Origin of the sequence: Xanthomonas nasturtii, from assembly GCF_023337365.3 — a bacterium.
GTDB classification, from domain to species: domain Bacteria; phylum Pseudomonadota; class Gammaproteobacteria; order Xanthomonadales; family Xanthomonadaceae; genus Xanthomonas; species Xanthomonas nasturtii.
Genome location: NZ_CP142084.2, coordinates 541,914 through 558,375 on the forward strand (window position 1 = coordinate 541,914; position 16,462 = coordinate 558,375).

Below are 16,462 nucleotides of genomic sequence, written 5' to 3' on the forward strand. Positions count from 1 at the left end.
ATGGACAACGCACGGATCGACAACACAGTACGGTGGATTCAACGCTGGACGGCCATGCTGGCGGCATTGGCGCAATCGCTGGATGCCGCGCGGGTAGCGCATTGGCTTGGTCCGGTCGCAGCGATGGGCTGGGCGCAGGCGCCTGTGCATCGGCGTTTGCGCGTGATTCAGGTCTGGTCGGGGTGGTCGGGCTTGCCGCTTGCGGCGCTCGATCCGCCGGCTAGCACGCTGGTCCTGCTCACGCCCGCCTCGGTGGCCAAGGTGCTGATCAGCCGTGCCCTGTTCTCGCGCGGATTGGCGCTGCGCCGCTGCATCGAGCGCGAACGCCTGGATTGGTTCGAGCAGCTTGTGGGGCCAGCGGTGCTTGAGCATGTGCGCCAGCGCGCGGTCACCGGCCTGCCCATGCCGCTGTTGCCGCGCGATGCCGATCAGGTGGCGTGGATCGGGGATGGCTGGCGTCGGCTGCAGGCCGATGGTGTGTGGCCCGATCCCGGCGTGGCCAAGCTGCTGGCGCTGTCCTTGCCGCTGGGCGCTGCGCAAGTGGCGCCTGTCGCCGCAGACGGCGAGAGCACTGCATTCCTGCACGCGCTTCCCACCCTATTGCCGGAGCCGCCATGCGTCTGTGGCTGAGGTCCACACCCGAGGCGGTCGGCCTGGACTGCGATGTCATTCCGCGCGAGGCGTTGGCCTCGGTGCTGGCACTGGATGCGGCAACCGCGCAGGTGCACGCACGTTGCGCGCAGACCTTGGCCGATGCGCAGGCACGTGCACAGGCGCTGATCGACGAGGCGCAACAGCAGGCCGAGGCGATCCTCAAGGATGCCCAGGACAAGGCCGAGCGCAGCGCACGCCTGGGCTATGCAGCGGGGCTGCGCCATCAGCTCGATACGTGGAACGAGCGCGGCCTGCGGCATGCCTTCGCCACCGAGGCAGCCGCGCAGCGTGCACGCGAGCGCCTGGCCGAGATCGTCGCGCGCGCGTGCGAACAGGTCGTCCACGGGCACGATCCCGTCGCGCTGTATGCGCGTGCCGCACAGGCATTGGAGGGCGCCCTGGACGAGGCGAAGTCCCTGCGGGTGAGCGTGCATCACGATGCGTTGGACGACGCACGGCGCGCCTTCGATGCGGCCGCGGCGGCCGCAGGCTGGAGCATGCCGGTGGAGCTGTGCGGCGACGCGAGTCTGGCGCCGGGCGCCTGCGTGTGCGAATGGGATACCGGCGTGTTCGAGGCCGATCTGCGTGATCAGCTACGCAGTCTCCGGCGAGTCATTCGCCGGGTGTTGGCCACGCCGCAGGCGGTGTCGGATGCTTGCTGAGATGCCGCTGCTGGAGACGGCGCTCGAGCGCGAATTAGCCGCGCTTGCGTTCGGCCGCCGCTACGGCAAGGTGGTCGAAGTAATCGGCACCATGCTCAAGGTGGACGGTGTACAGGTCAGCCTGGGCGAGGTGTGCGAGTTGCGCCAGCGCGATGGCAGCCTGTTGCAGCGCGCCGAGGTGGTGGGGTTCAGTCGCAATCTCGCCTTGCTGGCGCCGTTCGGCGAGCTGGTCGGGTTATCGCGCGAGACACGTGTGATCGGATTGGGGCGGCCACTGGCGGTGCCGGTCGGATCGGCGCTGCTGGGACGCGTGCTCGATGGCCTGGGCGAGCCTGCGGACGGGCAGGGACCGGTTGCCTGCGATACCTGGGTACGGATCCAGGCGCAGGCGCCCGACCCGATGCGCCGGCAGTTGATCGAACACCCCATGCCGACCGGCGTGCGGATCGTCGATGGCTTGATGACGCTGGGCGAAGGCCAGCGCATGGGCATCTTTGCTGCAGCCGGCGTAGGCAAGAGCACCTTGATGGGCATGTTCGCGCGCGGCACGCAATGCGATGTCAATGTGATCGTGCTGATCGGCGAGCGCGGGCGCGAAGTGCGCGAGTTCATCGAGATGATTCTTGGCGAAGAGGGCCTGGCACGCAGCGTGGTGGTGTGTGCGACCTCCGATCGCTCCTCCATCGAGCGCGCCAAGGCCGCCTACGTCGGCACCGCCATCGCCGAGTACTTTCGTGATCAGGGCATGCGCGTTCTGCTGATGATGGACTCGCTGACCCGCTTTGCCCGCGCGCAGCGCGAGATCGGTCTGGCCGCCGGTGAGCCGCCGACGCGTCGCGGCTTTCCACCGTCGGTGTTCGCCGAGTTGCCGCGCCTGCTTGAACGTGCCGGCATGGGCGAGAGCGGCTCGATCACCGCGTTCTACACCGTGCTGGCCGAAGACGACACCGGCAGCGATCCCATCGCCGAAGAAGTGCGCGGTATCCTGGATGGGCATCTGATTCTCTCGCGCGAGATCGCTGCCAAGAACCAGTACCCGGCCATCGACGTGCTGGGCAGCCTGAGCCGGGTGATGAGCCAGATCGTGTCCGCACAGCAATGCCAGGACGCCGGCCAGTTGCGGCGCCTGCTGGCCAAGTACAACGATGTGGAGACCCTGCTGCAGGTCGGCGAATACCGCCAGGGCAGCGATACAGTCGCCGACGAAGCAATCGCCAGGATCGATGCAATTCGCGATTTCCTCAGCCAGCCCACCGATGAGCTCAGTGACTATGAAGCCACGTTGGAGCAGCTTGCAAACGTGATCGACGATGCGTGAGCGTGCGAACACCTGGACAACATTGCAGCAGCTGAAGACGCGCCGCTGCGAGCGTATGCAGGAGCGCCTGAGCGAGTGCAAGCATGCGCTGGAACAGTGCGAGCGCGAACGCGCCAATTGCAGTCAGGAGGCCGACGCCTGCACCACGCGCCTGGCCACGTTCGACGCTGCGCTGGTCGATAAGGCTGGTGCGGGTGAGCCGATCGGTATCGACACCATCCTGCAGCACGAGCGCTTCCGCGCAGTGCTGCAAGAGCGCTGCCACGCAGCCGAACAAGCGCTCGCGACGGCCGGGCAGGCGCTTCAGAGCGCACGCGACGAGCTTGCATCCGTGCAACAGGCAGTGAGCAAGCTGCAGGCACAGGCGCAGATGTATGCAGAAAAAGCTGCCAGTGCGCGCCGTGCCCGGCAAGCGCACCGCGAAGCGGCAGAGGAAGAAGACGCGATCGAAGCGCTGGTGGCACTGCGCGCGTATCGTGCCGCACCCGGGGTGGCGCGATGAACGACACCGCCAACGCGTTGCTGGCGCTTTCATCGCAGGGTCTGTCGCTGGTGACGTTGCTGGCGCTGTGCGGGGTGCGTGTGTTCGTGATGTTTTCCGTGCTGCCGGCAACCGCGCAGGACAGCCTTCCCGGTATGGCGCGCAACGGCGTGATCTATGTGCTGAGCTCGTTCATCGCGTATGGGCAACCGGCTGACGCGCTGGCGAGGATCCAGGCGTCCGGCCTGGTGGGGGTGGTTTTCAAGGAAGCCTTCATTGGCCTGCTGATTGGCTTTGCTGCATCGACAGTGTTTTGGATCGCCGAGAGCGTGGGCCTGCTGATCGACGATCTGTCCGGTTATAACAATGTACAGATGACCAATCCGCTCAGCGGGCAGCAGAGCACGCCGGTCTCCACGGTGTTGATGCAGCTGGCGATCGTATCGTTCTACGCGCTGGGCGGCATGTTGATGCTGCTCGGCGCGTTGTTCGAATCGTTTCGCTGGTGGCCACTGAGCCAGCTCTCGCCGGACATCGGGGCGGTTGCCGAGTCGTTCGTTATCCAGCAGACCGACGGCATGATGGCGGCAATCGTCAAGCTGTCCGCGCCGGTGATGTTGGTGCTGGTGCTGGTGGATCTGGCCATCGGCTTTGTGGCGCGCGCCGCCGACAAGCTGGAACCTTCAAATCTGAGTCAGCCGATCCGTGGGGTGCTGGCGTTGCTACTGCTCGCCTTGCTGACCAGCGTGTTCATCGCGCAATTCGGTGAAGCACTCGGGTTCCTGCATTTCCAGCAGCAGCTGCACGATGCCGCGACCATGAGCGGAAAGGGAGGCGTATCGCACTGATCTTTGTTGAGACATTCCCAGCCGCGCGCTGCCTACACTGAGCGCACGACCGCTGGATGTACGGCCGACGCCTTGGTGCGCGGCTCGGCGGCATCCGGCACGCAATCCTTCGGCCGGCGCCTGCATGCCAAGCGATGCGGCTATCAACTTCTTTCACTTGCCTCGCAGAGGGAACGCCATGGCATATGCCTCTAGTCCAGTTCACCGCCACCGCCGCGCACCGTTGGCCGCTGCACTGCTGCTCGGCCTGTTGCCGCTGCTGCCGCCGCATGCCAATGCCGCGCAGGTGCCGTGGCATTCGCGCACCTTCAAATACGTTGCCGACCACAAGGATCTCAAGGAGGTGCTGCGCGACCTGTCCGCCAGTCAATCCGTCACCACCTGGATATCACCGGAAGTGACCGGCACGCTCAGCGGCAAGTTCGAAGCCAGCCCGCAGAAATTCCTCGACGATTTGTCTGCCACATTCGGCTTCGTCTGGTACTACGACGGTGCCGTGCTCAGAATCTGGGGCGCCAACGAAACCAAGAATGCGACCTTGAATCTGGGCGCCGCATCGACGAGTGCGCTGCGCGATGCGCTTGCGCGCATGCGGCTGGACGATCCGCGCTTTCCGGTCCGTTACGACGAGGCGGCGCACGTGGCGGTGGTGTCCGGCCCGCCGGGGTATGTGGATACCGTCACCGCGATCGCCAAACAGGTCGAGCAGGGCGCACGCCAACGCGATGCCACCGAAGTGCAGGTGTTTCAGCTGCATTATGCGCAGGCGGCCGATCACAGCACCCGTATCGGTGGGCAGGACGTCCAGGTCCCGGGCATGGCCAGCTTGTTGCGTAGCATGTACGGCGTGCGTGGCGCGCCCGCAGCAGCGCGGCCCGGGCCGGGCGCCAATTTCGGGCGGGTGCAACCGATCGGCGGTGGCTCGTCCAATACTTTCGGCAATGGCGGTCAGGGCCAGAACGGTGGTGGCAGCAACACCGGCATTCTCGGATTGCCTGCGTCGTGGTTCGGTGGCGGATCGTCGTCCGATCGGGTGCCGGTCAGTCCGCCGTTGCCGGGCAGTGGCAATGGCGCCAATGCGCCGGCCAGCGTGTGGCCGGAGATGAGCCAGGCCCGCCGCGATACGCCGCTGTCGGTGGACGCCGGCAGCGGTGGCGAGCTGGCCTCCGACGCGCCGGTGATCGAAGCCGACCCGCGCACCAACGCAATTCTCATTCGCGACCGCCCGGAGCGGATGGCCGCCTATGGCACGTTGATCCAGCAGCTCGACAACCGCCCCAAGCTGCTGCAGATCGATGCCACCATCATCGAGATCCGCGACGGTGCCATGCAGGATCTTGGTGTCGACTGGCGGTTTCACAGCCGGCGCGTGGATGTGCAGACCGGCGACGGGCGTGGCGGCCAGCTTGGCTACGATGGCAGCTTGAGCGGGGCCGCAGCGGCAGGTGCAACAGCTCCATTGGGTGGCACGCTGACGGCGGTTCTGGGGGATGCGGGGCGTTACCTGATGACACGCGTCTCGGCGCTCGAGCAGACCGACAAGGCCAAGATCGTGTCTACCCCGCAGGTGGCGACGCTGGACAATGTGGAAGCGGTGATGGATCACAAGCAGCAGGCATTCGTGCGGGTCAGCGGTTATGCATCCGCAGACCTCTACAACCTGTCTGCGGGCGTGTCGCTACGCGTCCTGCCGAGTGTGGTGCCGGGGTCGCCCAATGGGCAGATGCGCTTGGATGTGCGTATCGAAGACGGGCAGCTGGGCACCGATACCGTCGATGGCATTCCCGTCATCACCTCCAGCGAGATCACCACCCAGGCATTCGTCAACGAAGGCCAGAGCCTGCTGATCGCCGGGTATGCCTCCGATACCGATCAGACCGCTCTGAACAAGGTTCCCGGACTCTCCAAGATCCCGCTGGTCGGTAACCTGTTCAAGCATCGCCAGAAGAGCGGGCAGCGTTTGCAGCGCTTGTTCTTGCTGACCCCGCATATCGTCTCGCCCTGAGCAACGCTTCGGGGTTGCAGCCGATGCTGTAACAACATGCAGGCTGCCGCGTGGCGCGGCAGCCTGCATGCATTGCCAATCAGGCTTGGCCGGTGATGCTCGACAGGTTGGCGTTGAAACCGCCACCGAAACTGTTGCTGCCCAGGCTGCTGTTAACCGAACCGCCACCGCCCTGGTTCTGCATCAGCTGCATCACGATCTGCATCAGCATCTGCGTCAACGGACTCAGACCGTCCTGCTGACCGTTCTGCGGCTGTTCGTCTCCGCAGTCCTGATTGGCATCGCTGCCCTGGCTCTGCTGGAGCATCATCATGATGAACATGGCGAGCAACTGATCCAGCTGTTGCTCGGAGTCAGCCGAAGGCGAGCGCTGACTCGAATTATGGGATTGCTGGGGCCCGATGCCCATCGTCTGAAAATTACTGAAATTCGAGAAGTTGTTTCCGATAGATGAGTCCATGTTGATTCCGTCTCATGTGGGTGAACTGGATGCACCGCCGATTGCCGGAAAGCTGCTTCGGCAAGATCGTAATGGGAGCCCTGTGCTGCCCCCGACGGCAAGGTAGAAGAGGCAACCGCGAGACATCTGCAAGGACGCGAAAGCGCGCTTTTGCTTGCGAACCTGGCTGCCGAAAAATGCCAGAAATACACAAGAGAACAGCTGCGTTACAACGATGCGTGCTGCGATTTCGTTTATGCCATAGGCGCTTCGTCCAGCATGGGCGTGCGTGTGCACAGCGCTGTTATGGTATTGCGATAGGGCGGAGCGACGGATCAACCTGGGGTGCGTATCCACTTCGCTGGGTTGCTGGAATCAACGACGATCAGGTGGCAGACATGACAGATACCGATACGCCGACCACGTGTCCGTCCGTGCACGGCACGCGTGTTCGGCGTCCAAAGCATTGGGCCATGTTCTCCAGGAACATGCGCGTGGGCAAACGATGGTGCGCGCACCAGCCCCGGCATGTTGCCGCGCCTCGGCGACGCGTGTTGATTGCAGCGGCGTTGCTATGCGCCGCGCCGCTCGCACGCGCAGACTGTTTTGAAGAAGCCGCCAGTTATCAACATGTCAATCCATGGGTGCTGCGCGCCATTGCGTGGCAGGAATCGCGTGGCCGTGCCGATGCGATCCATCGCAACAACAACGGTACTATCGATTATGGAAGGATGCAGATCAATTCGATCCACCTACGGCGCCTCTCCAGTTACGGTATCTCCAGAGACGCGTTGATGCATCCTTGCGTCAGCGTGTATGTGGCCGCTTGGCGGCTGCGCGAGATGACCAATAAATACGGAAATACCTGGGCCGCTGTGGGCGCCTATCATTCCGAAACGCCCGCGGAGCGCGATAAATACGCGCACGCCATTCATGCGATTCTGATCAGGCGCGGTGTGGTTGTCGAATGACGCTGTCGCGACCGCAGTAGAGCGTGTAGTGGATGGAGTACATCGCCGCGCCCACCGGGTGGCGAGCGCGGCGGTTTGAGCGCTGTGCTTATTCAGGCTGCGCGCGAGATGCTTCAGCGCCGCGAACTGCCGCCTCGGCCTGCCAGGTGGCACCGATGGTCTTGTATTGCGTGCCGGCGACCACGCCGCTTACCGTATTGGCGAGCAATCCGCTGCGTGCAGGCGACAACCCGACCCAGGCGCCAATCATGCTGATGGCGGTACCGAGCGCGATATTGGAGTTGATGGCGGCCGTGCGTGCGACCGAGTGATCCATTACCCGCTCGTAATCCTCGCGCTTGGCTTTCCACGCTGGTTCCCAGATTTGCCTGGTCCCGGCTTCGTCGGCTTCGTGCTGGGTGACGTTGATCCAGTCCAGCGTTTCCAGGCCGACGTTCAAGGCGGCGTTCACTGCCGATTGACGAAAGATGACGCTGGTTGCTTCGCCTTTGGTGAAAGGCGAGTTCAGCCCTGCCCAGCGCTGCTTGGCCGCTGCAACGTCCGGCGATGCCAGCTCGTTCGATGCCAGGTTGGTCAGCACGTTGGCCATGCCGTAGAACCTGCCGGCGCTGGTGATGTGCGGATCGCTGATTCCGCCATTAGTGGGTCCGGCCATTCCCACCATCTTGAAAGTCGCCTGGATGGTGTCGCGCGCTGCGGCATAAGCGGCGATCTTCAGATCGCTGGCCAGCAGCCTGGCCGCCATCTCCGGTTGGCCGGATGCTTTGCCGGCCGCACCCACGGCGATGTTGCTCAGGATGCCGCCCAGCGCAAGCCGGGTGACCAGATCCGAGTACTGTTGCTGCTCGGCTTTCTTGTCGTTGCGTTCGTCTTCGGACAAGGCATCCCATTGTTCGAGACTGAGATTGTGGAAGCCTTGCGCTGCTGCGTCTGAGTTGCGTTTCTCGCGGTTGCTTCGCAGCGTATGCAGCGCCATCTGCAGCGTGCCCGACACAGCCTGCAGGGCGACGACCGCTTCGGGCGGGAGCTGGCGAAGAGCGGCAAACAATCCCTCGCCCAGCAACTCGCGCGCGAAGGTGGTCGGCCCCACTGAAGTGGACTGGTGCACCAGGTGCCCCAGCGCAGCGCCCAGGTATTGCTTGTCAAAACTGATCGGTAGTGCGCCGCGCGCTGCAGCCATCACCGCGGTGGCGGTCGGTCCAAGGACGGTGCGCACGCCATGCGCTGCGTCGGTTCGGATCGATGCAGCCAGTGCACCCAAACGCTCGGTGCGTGTCGTTGCGGTGGTAGTTGCAGATGTGTGCACTGGCGGATATGGAGGCGCAGAGTATTGTTGCGGAATGGAAGAAGGTCCTGCCGACGAAAAGGACTCGTCGGTCTTGAAGAAGTGCTCGCTGCTGCTCTCGTTGGCATGCAGCAGCGGGCTCTTACCGGTGTGTTGGGGTCTGTCGGCAGTGTTGCCAGATCCTTCGCTGCGTTCCGAGTCGCTGCGTCGTCCGCAAGGCCTACGAGCCAGGCCCGACAGTGCAGGGTCCACCGCAGGTGACGGTGTCTCGTTGCACTGTTGTAGTGGTGGCATTTCGATCACCACCTCTCCACTCGTCGACCGCGTTGGCTGGGAAGTGCTAGCTGAAGGGATCTTCGTCACGGCATGTCCTCGCTGTGGGAGAAATGGCGGCGTTCCGCCGCCTGGGCTTGCGGGGCTGTTGATGTGTGGCGTTGACGGCCGGCACATCATTCAATGGACGCATAGCAGTGCCAGCCGCGATTGCAGCGCACGGATCGCTGGTGGCAGAGCCTATGCCTCGATCAACGTGGGACCACGGTCGACGTGCGGCACGCAGACACCGTCTTGCGTGCCGCCATCAGCGGTTCGGGTAAACACAGTGTGAAATTCTTTGCGTGCAATCGAAGTGCTCAGGCGGGCCTTCGCATTCATGGCCACCTTGTGAGGCATGCGTCGTCGTCAGTGACTCGAAAATGCCATCAAGCCGGAGATTCGGGGCGCTTCAATTGCGAAATGATCATTCCTTAACGGAATAGGAGATTCCGTGTAGCGATGGAGTGTGTCTGCCGTTGGTTGCGTCTTGCCTACCCGACCATACCCTCGTGCTCGCAGCAGCGATTACCGTGAAGATGCGGCATGGTTGGGATAAGGGCACAGCGCAAGCAGTGAACGCTTCATGGCTGACGCTGCGCGAGCAGGGCATGCCTGTGGCCTGCTTTGGGTCAACGCAACGAGCAATAGAATTCATCACCGTACAAGTGAGAGCAGTGAGTGATGTTTCTCCGCCACGAAAGCGGACAGAAGAAAAAGCGAATCCATCTATTGAGCCGCGCTCAGCACGGATCTCAGACTGCTCGCGCTACGCTGGACAAGGCTTATTGCATTTCCCCGATCCGACAGCTTGCGTGTGCTAGGGATATCATCCAACGGCCTTCCCGCTCTTATTCGAATGTTCTAAATTATTGCTCCCTACTCTAGGCCAACGGTCCGTTCTTAGGGGGCTCCCACATCCGATCCTGCATCCAGGCAATGACACGGGCACGGGCGTCGTCGTCGTCGTGCGGCAGCATGCTCGAAGTTGGGGATATGGTCGAGCTGCTGGATGGCAATGTGCGCCGGCTCCCTGATCGTACGGCACAGTAGCGGGCGCACCTCCTTAGGTTGGCCCACCTTTCTTCCAGTGCCTAACACGCACAGATGTCACGCGCCAGCTCCTTGCTATCGGGCGAGCGCTCGAACGCGGTGACAGTGGTTGTCGTGGTCGAAAGACGCTCCTGTGATCTGCGTCTTTGGGTGTAGCGCCCAGACCGGAAGTGGGGCGGCATGTCGGTAACGCGCCTAGCGCAGCAGCGCTTGACCAGCCTCAATACTCTGGTTCGATCTGTTCGGCCTGCGCGTTGAGATAGTGGGTCAACGGTGCTCCGCGGTACTGCTCGTCCAGTCTTCCCAGCGATTCGGCGCGAGCATCCACCGCGCGCCGTGCCGCAGGATCCTGCTGGAGTTCTGCGCTATGGTCCAGGACGCGGCCTTCGCGCACTGCCGCCACCAGGTCCGGGTCGACCGGCTTCGATGCCGCGCGGAATTCGCGGGTGCGCTGCTCTACGATCGCCGCATCGCGCGCGGTATCGATTGGAGTATCTGGCGGCAGGTCCAATTCCATGCCGGTATGGCCACGCGCCAGCGTGCGGTTTTCCAGCAGCGCGAGCAGTTCTTCCTCGGGCTGGTCGGTCAACAGGCTTTCGCCGGCCTCGCGAAAGGCACCGGCGGTGGTGCGCTGAACCCCAAAGGCTTCGCCGCTGAGCTTTTGTATCTCGCCGAAGTTGCGCCAGACGTAATAGTCCTTGTCGTGATTGGCGCGCGGCAGGGAGAAATCCTCATACCGGTAACCGGACGAAAACGCCGCCTGCGCGTAAGCCGAGTCCGGCTGACGCAAGTGTGTGCGTGTCAGTTCCATGGCCTTGCCCGCGGCGCTTTTCTGATCGGTGGCCACCGCCTCCACGATGACCGGGCGCATCTTGTTCCAGCTTTCTAACCATTGCACTGCGGTCTCGGCCAGCCCCTCGGGGCTATCGTCCTTGCCCGGGAAAAAATCGCGCAGCTGCGGGTCGGCCAGCATGCCCTGACTGAAGACCGGTACCACATTGATCTTGGCCAACAGCCGGTGGAGTGCAGCACGGCGGGGCGCATCCTGGGAGTGCAGCGGATTGATCTGATAGTGCTTGTACAGATTGGACACAAACTGATCGAAGCCGCCCGTGTAGTACTTGGCGTATAGCTTGATCGCTGATCCCTGGCGCAGGTCCGGCCGGCGCATTAGCAGCATCGCCACCGCCTCGCCAGTGTCTTCCTTGCAATCCAGCGCCACCGACATCGCCTCCGGCTTTTGCAACGCGAGCTCAAGCGCCTGTTCCACGGCGGCAATGGTCTGATCAGTCTTGATAAAGTTGCCATCGGCCGGGTTGCGGATCACAAGCGGCATATCGCGCAGCTGGGCAAACGGCACCTGCGAGACCAATCTGTTCTGCGGGTCGTCGGTCATGCGGCCGATACTGAAGTCGTGCATCAATACCGGCACGCCATCTGCACTGACTTCGACATCCAACTCCAGATTGCGATACCCCTTTGCGTAGGCGCGATCGATGGCGGCAAGCGAGTTTTCCGGAATGCCGGCGTGGTTGTCGAACAACCCCCGGTGCACCATCACGTCCTTGCCCAGCGCGCGCGTGCTGGGCGCCTGGAAATAGTTTTCGTGGATCAGCTCCTTGCGGTGCTTGCGCAGCAGCGCGTCCTTGCCGGCTACCAGATGATGGTCGTTGGCCTTGAAAAACGCTGCGCCGCCATCGCGCGCCGGCACCTCGCGGCCGTGATAGCGCGCGGCGTGCTGCAACTTACGACGCGGCTGCGTGGGTGTGGCGGGCTGCAGCCAGTCCGGCGTTGCCAGCCCATGACCGCGTAGATCCAGCACCTTGCGCAATGCGGTACGCGCTGCATCGCTGAAGGTGTCGCCAGACGCAAATGCGCGCTGCAGATCGAAAATGATGCGGCCTTGCTGCGTATCGACCAGCACCGTGCCTGCCGCTGCACTGGCGCACTCGGGTAGCGCCTTGGCCAGGGCGTTGAACGCGGCTCTATCCAGATACACCGGCTGCAGCTCTCCAGCTGCAAACTTTGCTGCAATGCTGTCCTTCTCGGGCGCGATACCGGCTTGCGCGAGGTGGGTGGCCAGCTTGCTTTGCAGCGCTTGCACCGTGATCTGCCTTGCCTGCACTTCAGCCAGCCGCTGCTCCGAAAACTCGCCGTCCAGCGCCACCAACGCCTGCTTGCCGGTCATCGCGCTGTCGTTCAATGGCACCAGCGGTGGTGCGACGGCACCCTGGCGACGAGGCCGTGCACGCAAGGGCGGGTCGCCGCCTGGTACGTGCGGCACCTCCATCGGGGTGATTGCACTGGTGTGCGTTGGTGTTGCCAGCGCGGTGGTGTGCGTGGAGGCTGGTTGCAAAGGAGCAAGACGCATGACGACCTCAAGAGCACTGCGGGCGACCAGTAAAGCGCGTGCCATATGACAATTCGCAACCGAGGCGAAGTATGCCGCTGCGATGCGAAACGATGCCCTAGGCACACCGCATCATGTGGCCCGGCGCCTGCGCTAAAACAGCGCTTCCTTGAACGGCAGCAAGGCCGCGCCCAGCACCGTGGCATGTGCCTGCACCTGCCCGACCAGTAACGCCGGATACGGCGATGCAACGCCGCGCCGTGGCGCGGGCTCGAAGGCGATACGGGCGATCAGCCGCTGCGCAAGATCGGTCGGCAAGCGCGCGCCGAAGACGATGACGCGCGGGTCGATCAACGCGATGATCGCTGCGACCGCCAGCGTCACGGTGGGTTGCACCACATCCAGCCAGGCGTCGATCTGCGGCCATGCCGCATCGTAGTGCTGTAGCATAGTGTGCAGGTCCGGCAGCACATGGCCATCGGCGACCAGCGCCTGGCGCAGGCTTTCCAGCGTCGGCCGCGCACTGCCGGTCATGGCCGAGATGCGCCCCAGTTCGCCGACATTGCCGTGCGCGCCGCGCTGCACGCTGCCGGCGGCGATCACGCCAGCGGCGAACCCGTCGGCGATCGACAGATAGACCAGATCCGGCCATTGGCGGCCGACCCCATACAAGGCTTCGGCCAACGCGGCGCAATGGGCGTCGTTGTCCATCCATACCGGCAACTGCAGACGTTCGGAGATGAACCGGTCTAGCTCGACCTGCATCCATTCGGCGGCCAGCGAGAGCGGCGGATTGACCCGCGTGCCGTCGCCGATGCGTGGGCCGGTCATGCTGACGCCCACCCCGAACAGCTGCTGCCGGTCTACACCGGCTGCCTGCAGCAACTGATCCACCAGCTCCGGCAACCGCGCTGCGACCAGATCCAGCGTCAGCGGGAACGCCGTGAGCTGGCGCATGCCGCACACCTGCCCGGCGAAGTCGATCAGCACCACCGCGATGCCATCGACCATCAATGAGACCCCCACGCTGAACGCGTAACCGGGAACCAGACTCAGCTGCACACTCGGTTGGCCGCGACCACGCCGCACCGACGGGCCGAGCTGGAGCAGGCCGTGTGCGACCAGCGGGTCGATGATGCCCTTGGTGCCGGGAACACTGAGCCCGCTGGCGCGCGGCAGATCGGCACGCTCCACCTGGCCGGCGCTACGGATCAGATCCAGCAACGCACGCTCGCTGGAACCGGCGGCCTGCCCGTCGCTGCGACGGCGGTAGTGCGAACGAATGGCTGCTTGGGCGAAGAAGGAAGACATAGGAGGGGCAAAGGACGGTTGTTGTCACACAAGCTTAAATTAAGCAAACTAATTTAATCCGCCTGCGGCTACCACGTTGGGGCCGCCCGACATCGCGGATCGTGCCATGCGCCTGTTACATGCCTCTCCCACTGCCCATCTGTCTGTGCCCGGTCTGGCCAGCGTTCCGCAGCGTCGCACATTGTCATTCGCGCTGGGCATGGCCTTGCTGTGCTGGATGCACGCGCCGGCGCAGGCCACCGAGGCGCCGGCCGATGCCTCGGCGCAGACCCTGGATGCCGTGCAGGTCCGCACCTCCTTCCAGTCGCAGAACACGCGTGCCATCGCCACCAAGCAGGCCGCGCCCACCATCGTGGATTCGGTCGCCGCCGACAGCATCGGGCAATTGCCGGACTTCAACGTGGGCGATGCGCTGCGCCGGGTCACTGGCGTGAGCACTGTCGAGTACCAGGGCGAACCACGCTACGTGACGGTGCGCGGCCTCAACGGCAACTACAACAGCATGCTGATCGACGGCTTTGCGTTTGCCAGCAACGACATCGGCAGCCGACAGACACTGATGGATGTGCTGCCGGCCAACTTCGTCGACCGCATCGACGTGGTGAAGTCGCTGCTGCCGGAAAACGATGGCGGCGCGATCGGTGGCGTCACCAATCTGGTCACCGCGACCGGCTTTGCCCGCCCCGATGGCCTGCTGACCGCCTCGGCCAAGGGCGGCGCCAACCTGATGGGGAGCCGCTATGGTGGCCGCACGCCGGTGGGCGAAGGCGAGCTGAAATGGGGCAAGCGCTTCGGGCGTGACGGTGAGTTTGCATTCCTGGGTGCGGCCAGCCTCTGGCGCCGGGAGATATCGGTGCCGCAGCAGGAAAACGGCGGCGCCCTGAACTGGTACAACGCCGACGGCACGCGCGCGCCGCTGGCCTATGGCGGCGTCGGCGCGGCGGTGCCCAGCGAACGGCGCTGGTACAACTACGACAACACCCGCGAACGCCGCGGCCTGACCATGCGCGTGGATTGGCAGCCGGACGGCCCGCTCAGCGGCCATGTGTCCGGCTACACGTTCCGCCAGCGCGAAGCCTCCGACCGCGATACCCAGGCCGCCCAGGTGCAGAACAGCGCGCGCCTGACCCGCAGCGGCCCGCAAAGCGGCACGCTGGACAACCTCAACCAACTCGTCGAGTTGGGGCAACTGCGCTGGAAGCGCGGGCTGTCCGGCATCAACGGCGAGCTGCTGGCCGAGCTGCCCGCGCAGTGGCGCGGCGCCCTGCGGGCAAGCACCTCGCGCGCCACGGTGGACAACCCGCAGACCTGGGACCGCTTCCAGCAGAACCGCCTGGCCTACGGCTTCGATTGGAGCGGCACCCTGCCGACATTCACGCCTCTGAACCCGGCGCTGGCCGACGACCCGACCCGCTACGCCAACCTCAACCACCAGCAGGAACGCACGACCTACGCCGAACGGGTGAGCGACCTGCAACTGGAGCTACGTCGCAACATGGACGAAGACAGCCAGGGGCTGGGCCTGGCCTTGGGCATGCGCCAGGTGCGCACGCACATGCAGACCGCGTTCCAGCGCACTACCTGGAGCGGGTTGCCGTATGCGCTGGACGATGTGCTGGGCAACCCGACCTGCGCCCTGGGCTGCAACATGCCGATGCTGACCATCGACCCGGCACTGGCCGACGCACGTTGGGACGCCGTTGCCGGCCAGGCGCGCGGGGTCCTGGACACCACCGCGCAGAACAGCGGCACTTACGACGTGGATGAGCAGGTACGCGCCGGCTTTGCCCAGGCGCAGTGGCGTGGCGAGCGCTGGCGGTTGGCCGGCGGCGTGCGCCTGGAGCAGACACGCTTTGGCAGCAGCGGCCAGCAACTGAGCGGAACCACCTCGACCCCGGTCAGCGCGCAGCGCACCTACCGCAACTGGCTGCCGTCGCTGGCCGGCCAGGTGCAGACCAGCGCCAACGGCACGTTGCGCTTTGGAGTGTCCCGCTCGATCGGGCGACCGCGCCTGGACCAGATGGCATTGAACGGCGGCGTGCTCACGCTGGGCAGCACCCCGCCTACGCTGAACCAGGGCAACCCGGATCTGCAGCCGCGCCGCTCGCAGAATCTGGACCTTGGCCACGACTGGATCTTCGACGATGGCGGCAGCCTGCTGTCGATCGCGCTGTTCCACAAGACCATCGACGATGAGATTTTCCGTTACGGCCAGCTGCAGACCATCAATGGCGAGCAGGTGCTGGTCACCCAGCCGCGCAACACCGACCGCCCGGTGCGCATGCGCGGTGCCGAACTCGGCGCAATCAAGGAACTGGGCCCGTGGCTGCCCGCGCTTGCCGGGCTGTCAGTCGGCGCCAATGTCACCTTCCTGGACGTGGACTACCCGGTGGTGCTCGGCGATGGCTCGCGCACCACGCTCTCGGTGTTGCCGCAGCAGCCCAAGCAGTTATGGAACCTGACCCTGAACTATGCCCGTGGGCCGCTGCGCAGCTCGCTGGCGTGGAGCCGCACCGGCGAACTGTGGGACGACCGCTACCCCAACTACAGCAGCCAGCAGGAGTTCTATCGCAACCGCTACCAGCAACCGCTGGACCGCATCGATCTGAAACTGGCCTGGGACGTGTCGCCAGCGGTGGCCGTGAGTCTGGACGTGCTCAACCTGGCTGGACAGGGCTACCAGTACCACATCGGCCGCAATCAGGAATACGTGCAGTCGGCCTGGAAGATGGCCCCCACCGTGATGCTCGGCGTCAACGTCAAACTCTGAGGA

The 16,462-nt window shown here is 64.3% G+C and carries 12 protein-coding genes; 8 read left to right on the top strand and 4 right to left on the bottom strand.

Annotated features, from left to right (window positions below; all coding sequences use genetic code 11):
- The 6 genes from M3O59_RS02335 to sctC all read left to right on the top strand — a co-directional run bounded on the left by M3O59_RS02335 (position 1) and on the right by sctC (position 5,968).
- On the top strand, positions 1-630 hold the full coding sequence (locus M3O59_RS02335; RefSeq protein ID WP_249046960.1) for a type III secretion protein HrpB4: 630 nt from the start codon (positions 1-3) through the stop codon (positions 628-630).
- The gene (sctL, locus tag M3O59_RS02340) at positions 615-1,316 is read left to right on the top strand and encodes a type III secretion system stator protein SctL (protein ID WP_116906330.1); all 702 of its coding nucleotides are present in this window, start codon (positions 615-617) and stop codon (positions 1,314-1,316) included. The genes M3O59_RS02335 and sctL overlap by 16 nt, the downstream gene beginning before the upstream one ends.
- Positions 1,306-2,634, top strand: coding sequence for a type III secretion system ATPase SctN (gene sctN / locus M3O59_RS02345; RefSeq protein ID WP_116906329.1), 1,329 nt, complete (start codon positions 1,306-1,308; stop codon positions 2,632-2,634). Before sctL ends, sctN begins: the two co-directional genes overlap by 11 nt.
- On the top strand, positions 2,627-3,136 hold the full coding sequence (locus tag M3O59_RS02350; RefSeq protein ID WP_064631976.1) for a type III secretion protein HrpB7: 510 nt from the start codon (positions 2,627-2,629) through the stop codon (positions 3,134-3,136). Before sctN ends, M3O59_RS02350 begins: the two co-directional genes overlap by 8 nt.
- Complete coding sequence (gene sctT, locus M3O59_RS02355) at positions 3,133-3,963, top strand: type III secretion system export apparatus subunit SctT (RefSeq protein WP_064631978.1); 831 nt, start codon at positions 3,133-3,135, stop codon at positions 3,961-3,963. Before M3O59_RS02350 ends, sctT begins: the two co-directional genes overlap by 4 nt.
- A gap of 178 nt (positions 3,964-4,141) precedes the next feature.
- Positions 4,142-5,968, top strand: coding sequence for a type III secretion system outer membrane ring subunit SctC (gene sctC, locus M3O59_RS02360; RefSeq protein WP_064631980.1), 1,827 nt, complete (start codon positions 4,142-4,144; stop codon positions 5,966-5,968).
- Between the two features lie 79 nt (positions 5,969-6,047).
- On the opposite strand, the gene xopA is transcribed toward sctC, so the two are convergent.
- Positions 6,048-6,428 (bottom strand): XopA/Hpa1 family type III secretion system protein, encoded by a 381-nt coding sequence (gene xopA / locus M3O59_RS02365; RefSeq protein ID WP_064631982.1) that lies wholly within the window; start codon positions 6,426-6,428, stop codon positions 6,048-6,050.
- 467 nt (positions 6,429-6,895) lie between these two features.
- Between xopA and M3O59_RS02370 the strand changes: the two genes are divergently transcribed.
- Positions 6,896-7,378, top strand: coding sequence for a lytic transglycosylase domain-containing protein (locus M3O59_RS02370; protein WP_249045925.1), 483 nt, complete (start codon positions 6,896-6,898; stop codon positions 7,376-7,378).
- Positions 7,379-7,466: 88 nt separating this feature from the next.
- Here the strand turns inward: M3O59_RS02370 and M3O59_RS02375 are convergent, their stop codons facing one another.
- The 3 genes from M3O59_RS02375 to M3O59_RS02385 form a co-directional block, all read right to left on the bottom strand.
- Entirely contained in the window at positions 7,467-9,026 is a 1,560-nt protein-coding gene (locus M3O59_RS02375) for a hypothetical protein (RefSeq protein WP_330462733.1), read from the bottom strand.
- A gap of 1,222 nt (positions 9,027-10,248) precedes the next feature.
- Entirely contained in the window at positions 10,249-12,399 is a 2,151-nt protein-coding gene (gene avrBs2 / locus M3O59_RS02380) for a type III secretion system effector avirulence protein AvrBs2 (protein WP_116906328.1), read from the bottom strand.
- 132 nt (positions 12,400-12,531) lie between these two features.
- The gene (locus M3O59_RS02385; RefSeq protein WP_116906327.1) at positions 12,532-13,689 is read right to left on the bottom strand and encodes an ROK family protein; all 1,158 of its coding nucleotides are present in this window, start codon (positions 13,687-13,689) and stop codon (positions 12,532-12,534) included.
- Between the two features lie 106 nt (positions 13,690-13,795).
- Between M3O59_RS02385 and M3O59_RS02390 the strand changes: the two genes are divergently transcribed.
- Positions 13,796-16,459, top strand: a complete 2,664-nt coding sequence (locus tag M3O59_RS02390; RefSeq protein WP_373418990.1) for a TonB-dependent receptor — start codon at positions 13,796-13,798, stop codon at positions 16,457-16,459.
- The last annotated feature ends 3 nt before the right edge of the window (positions 16,460-16,462 follow it).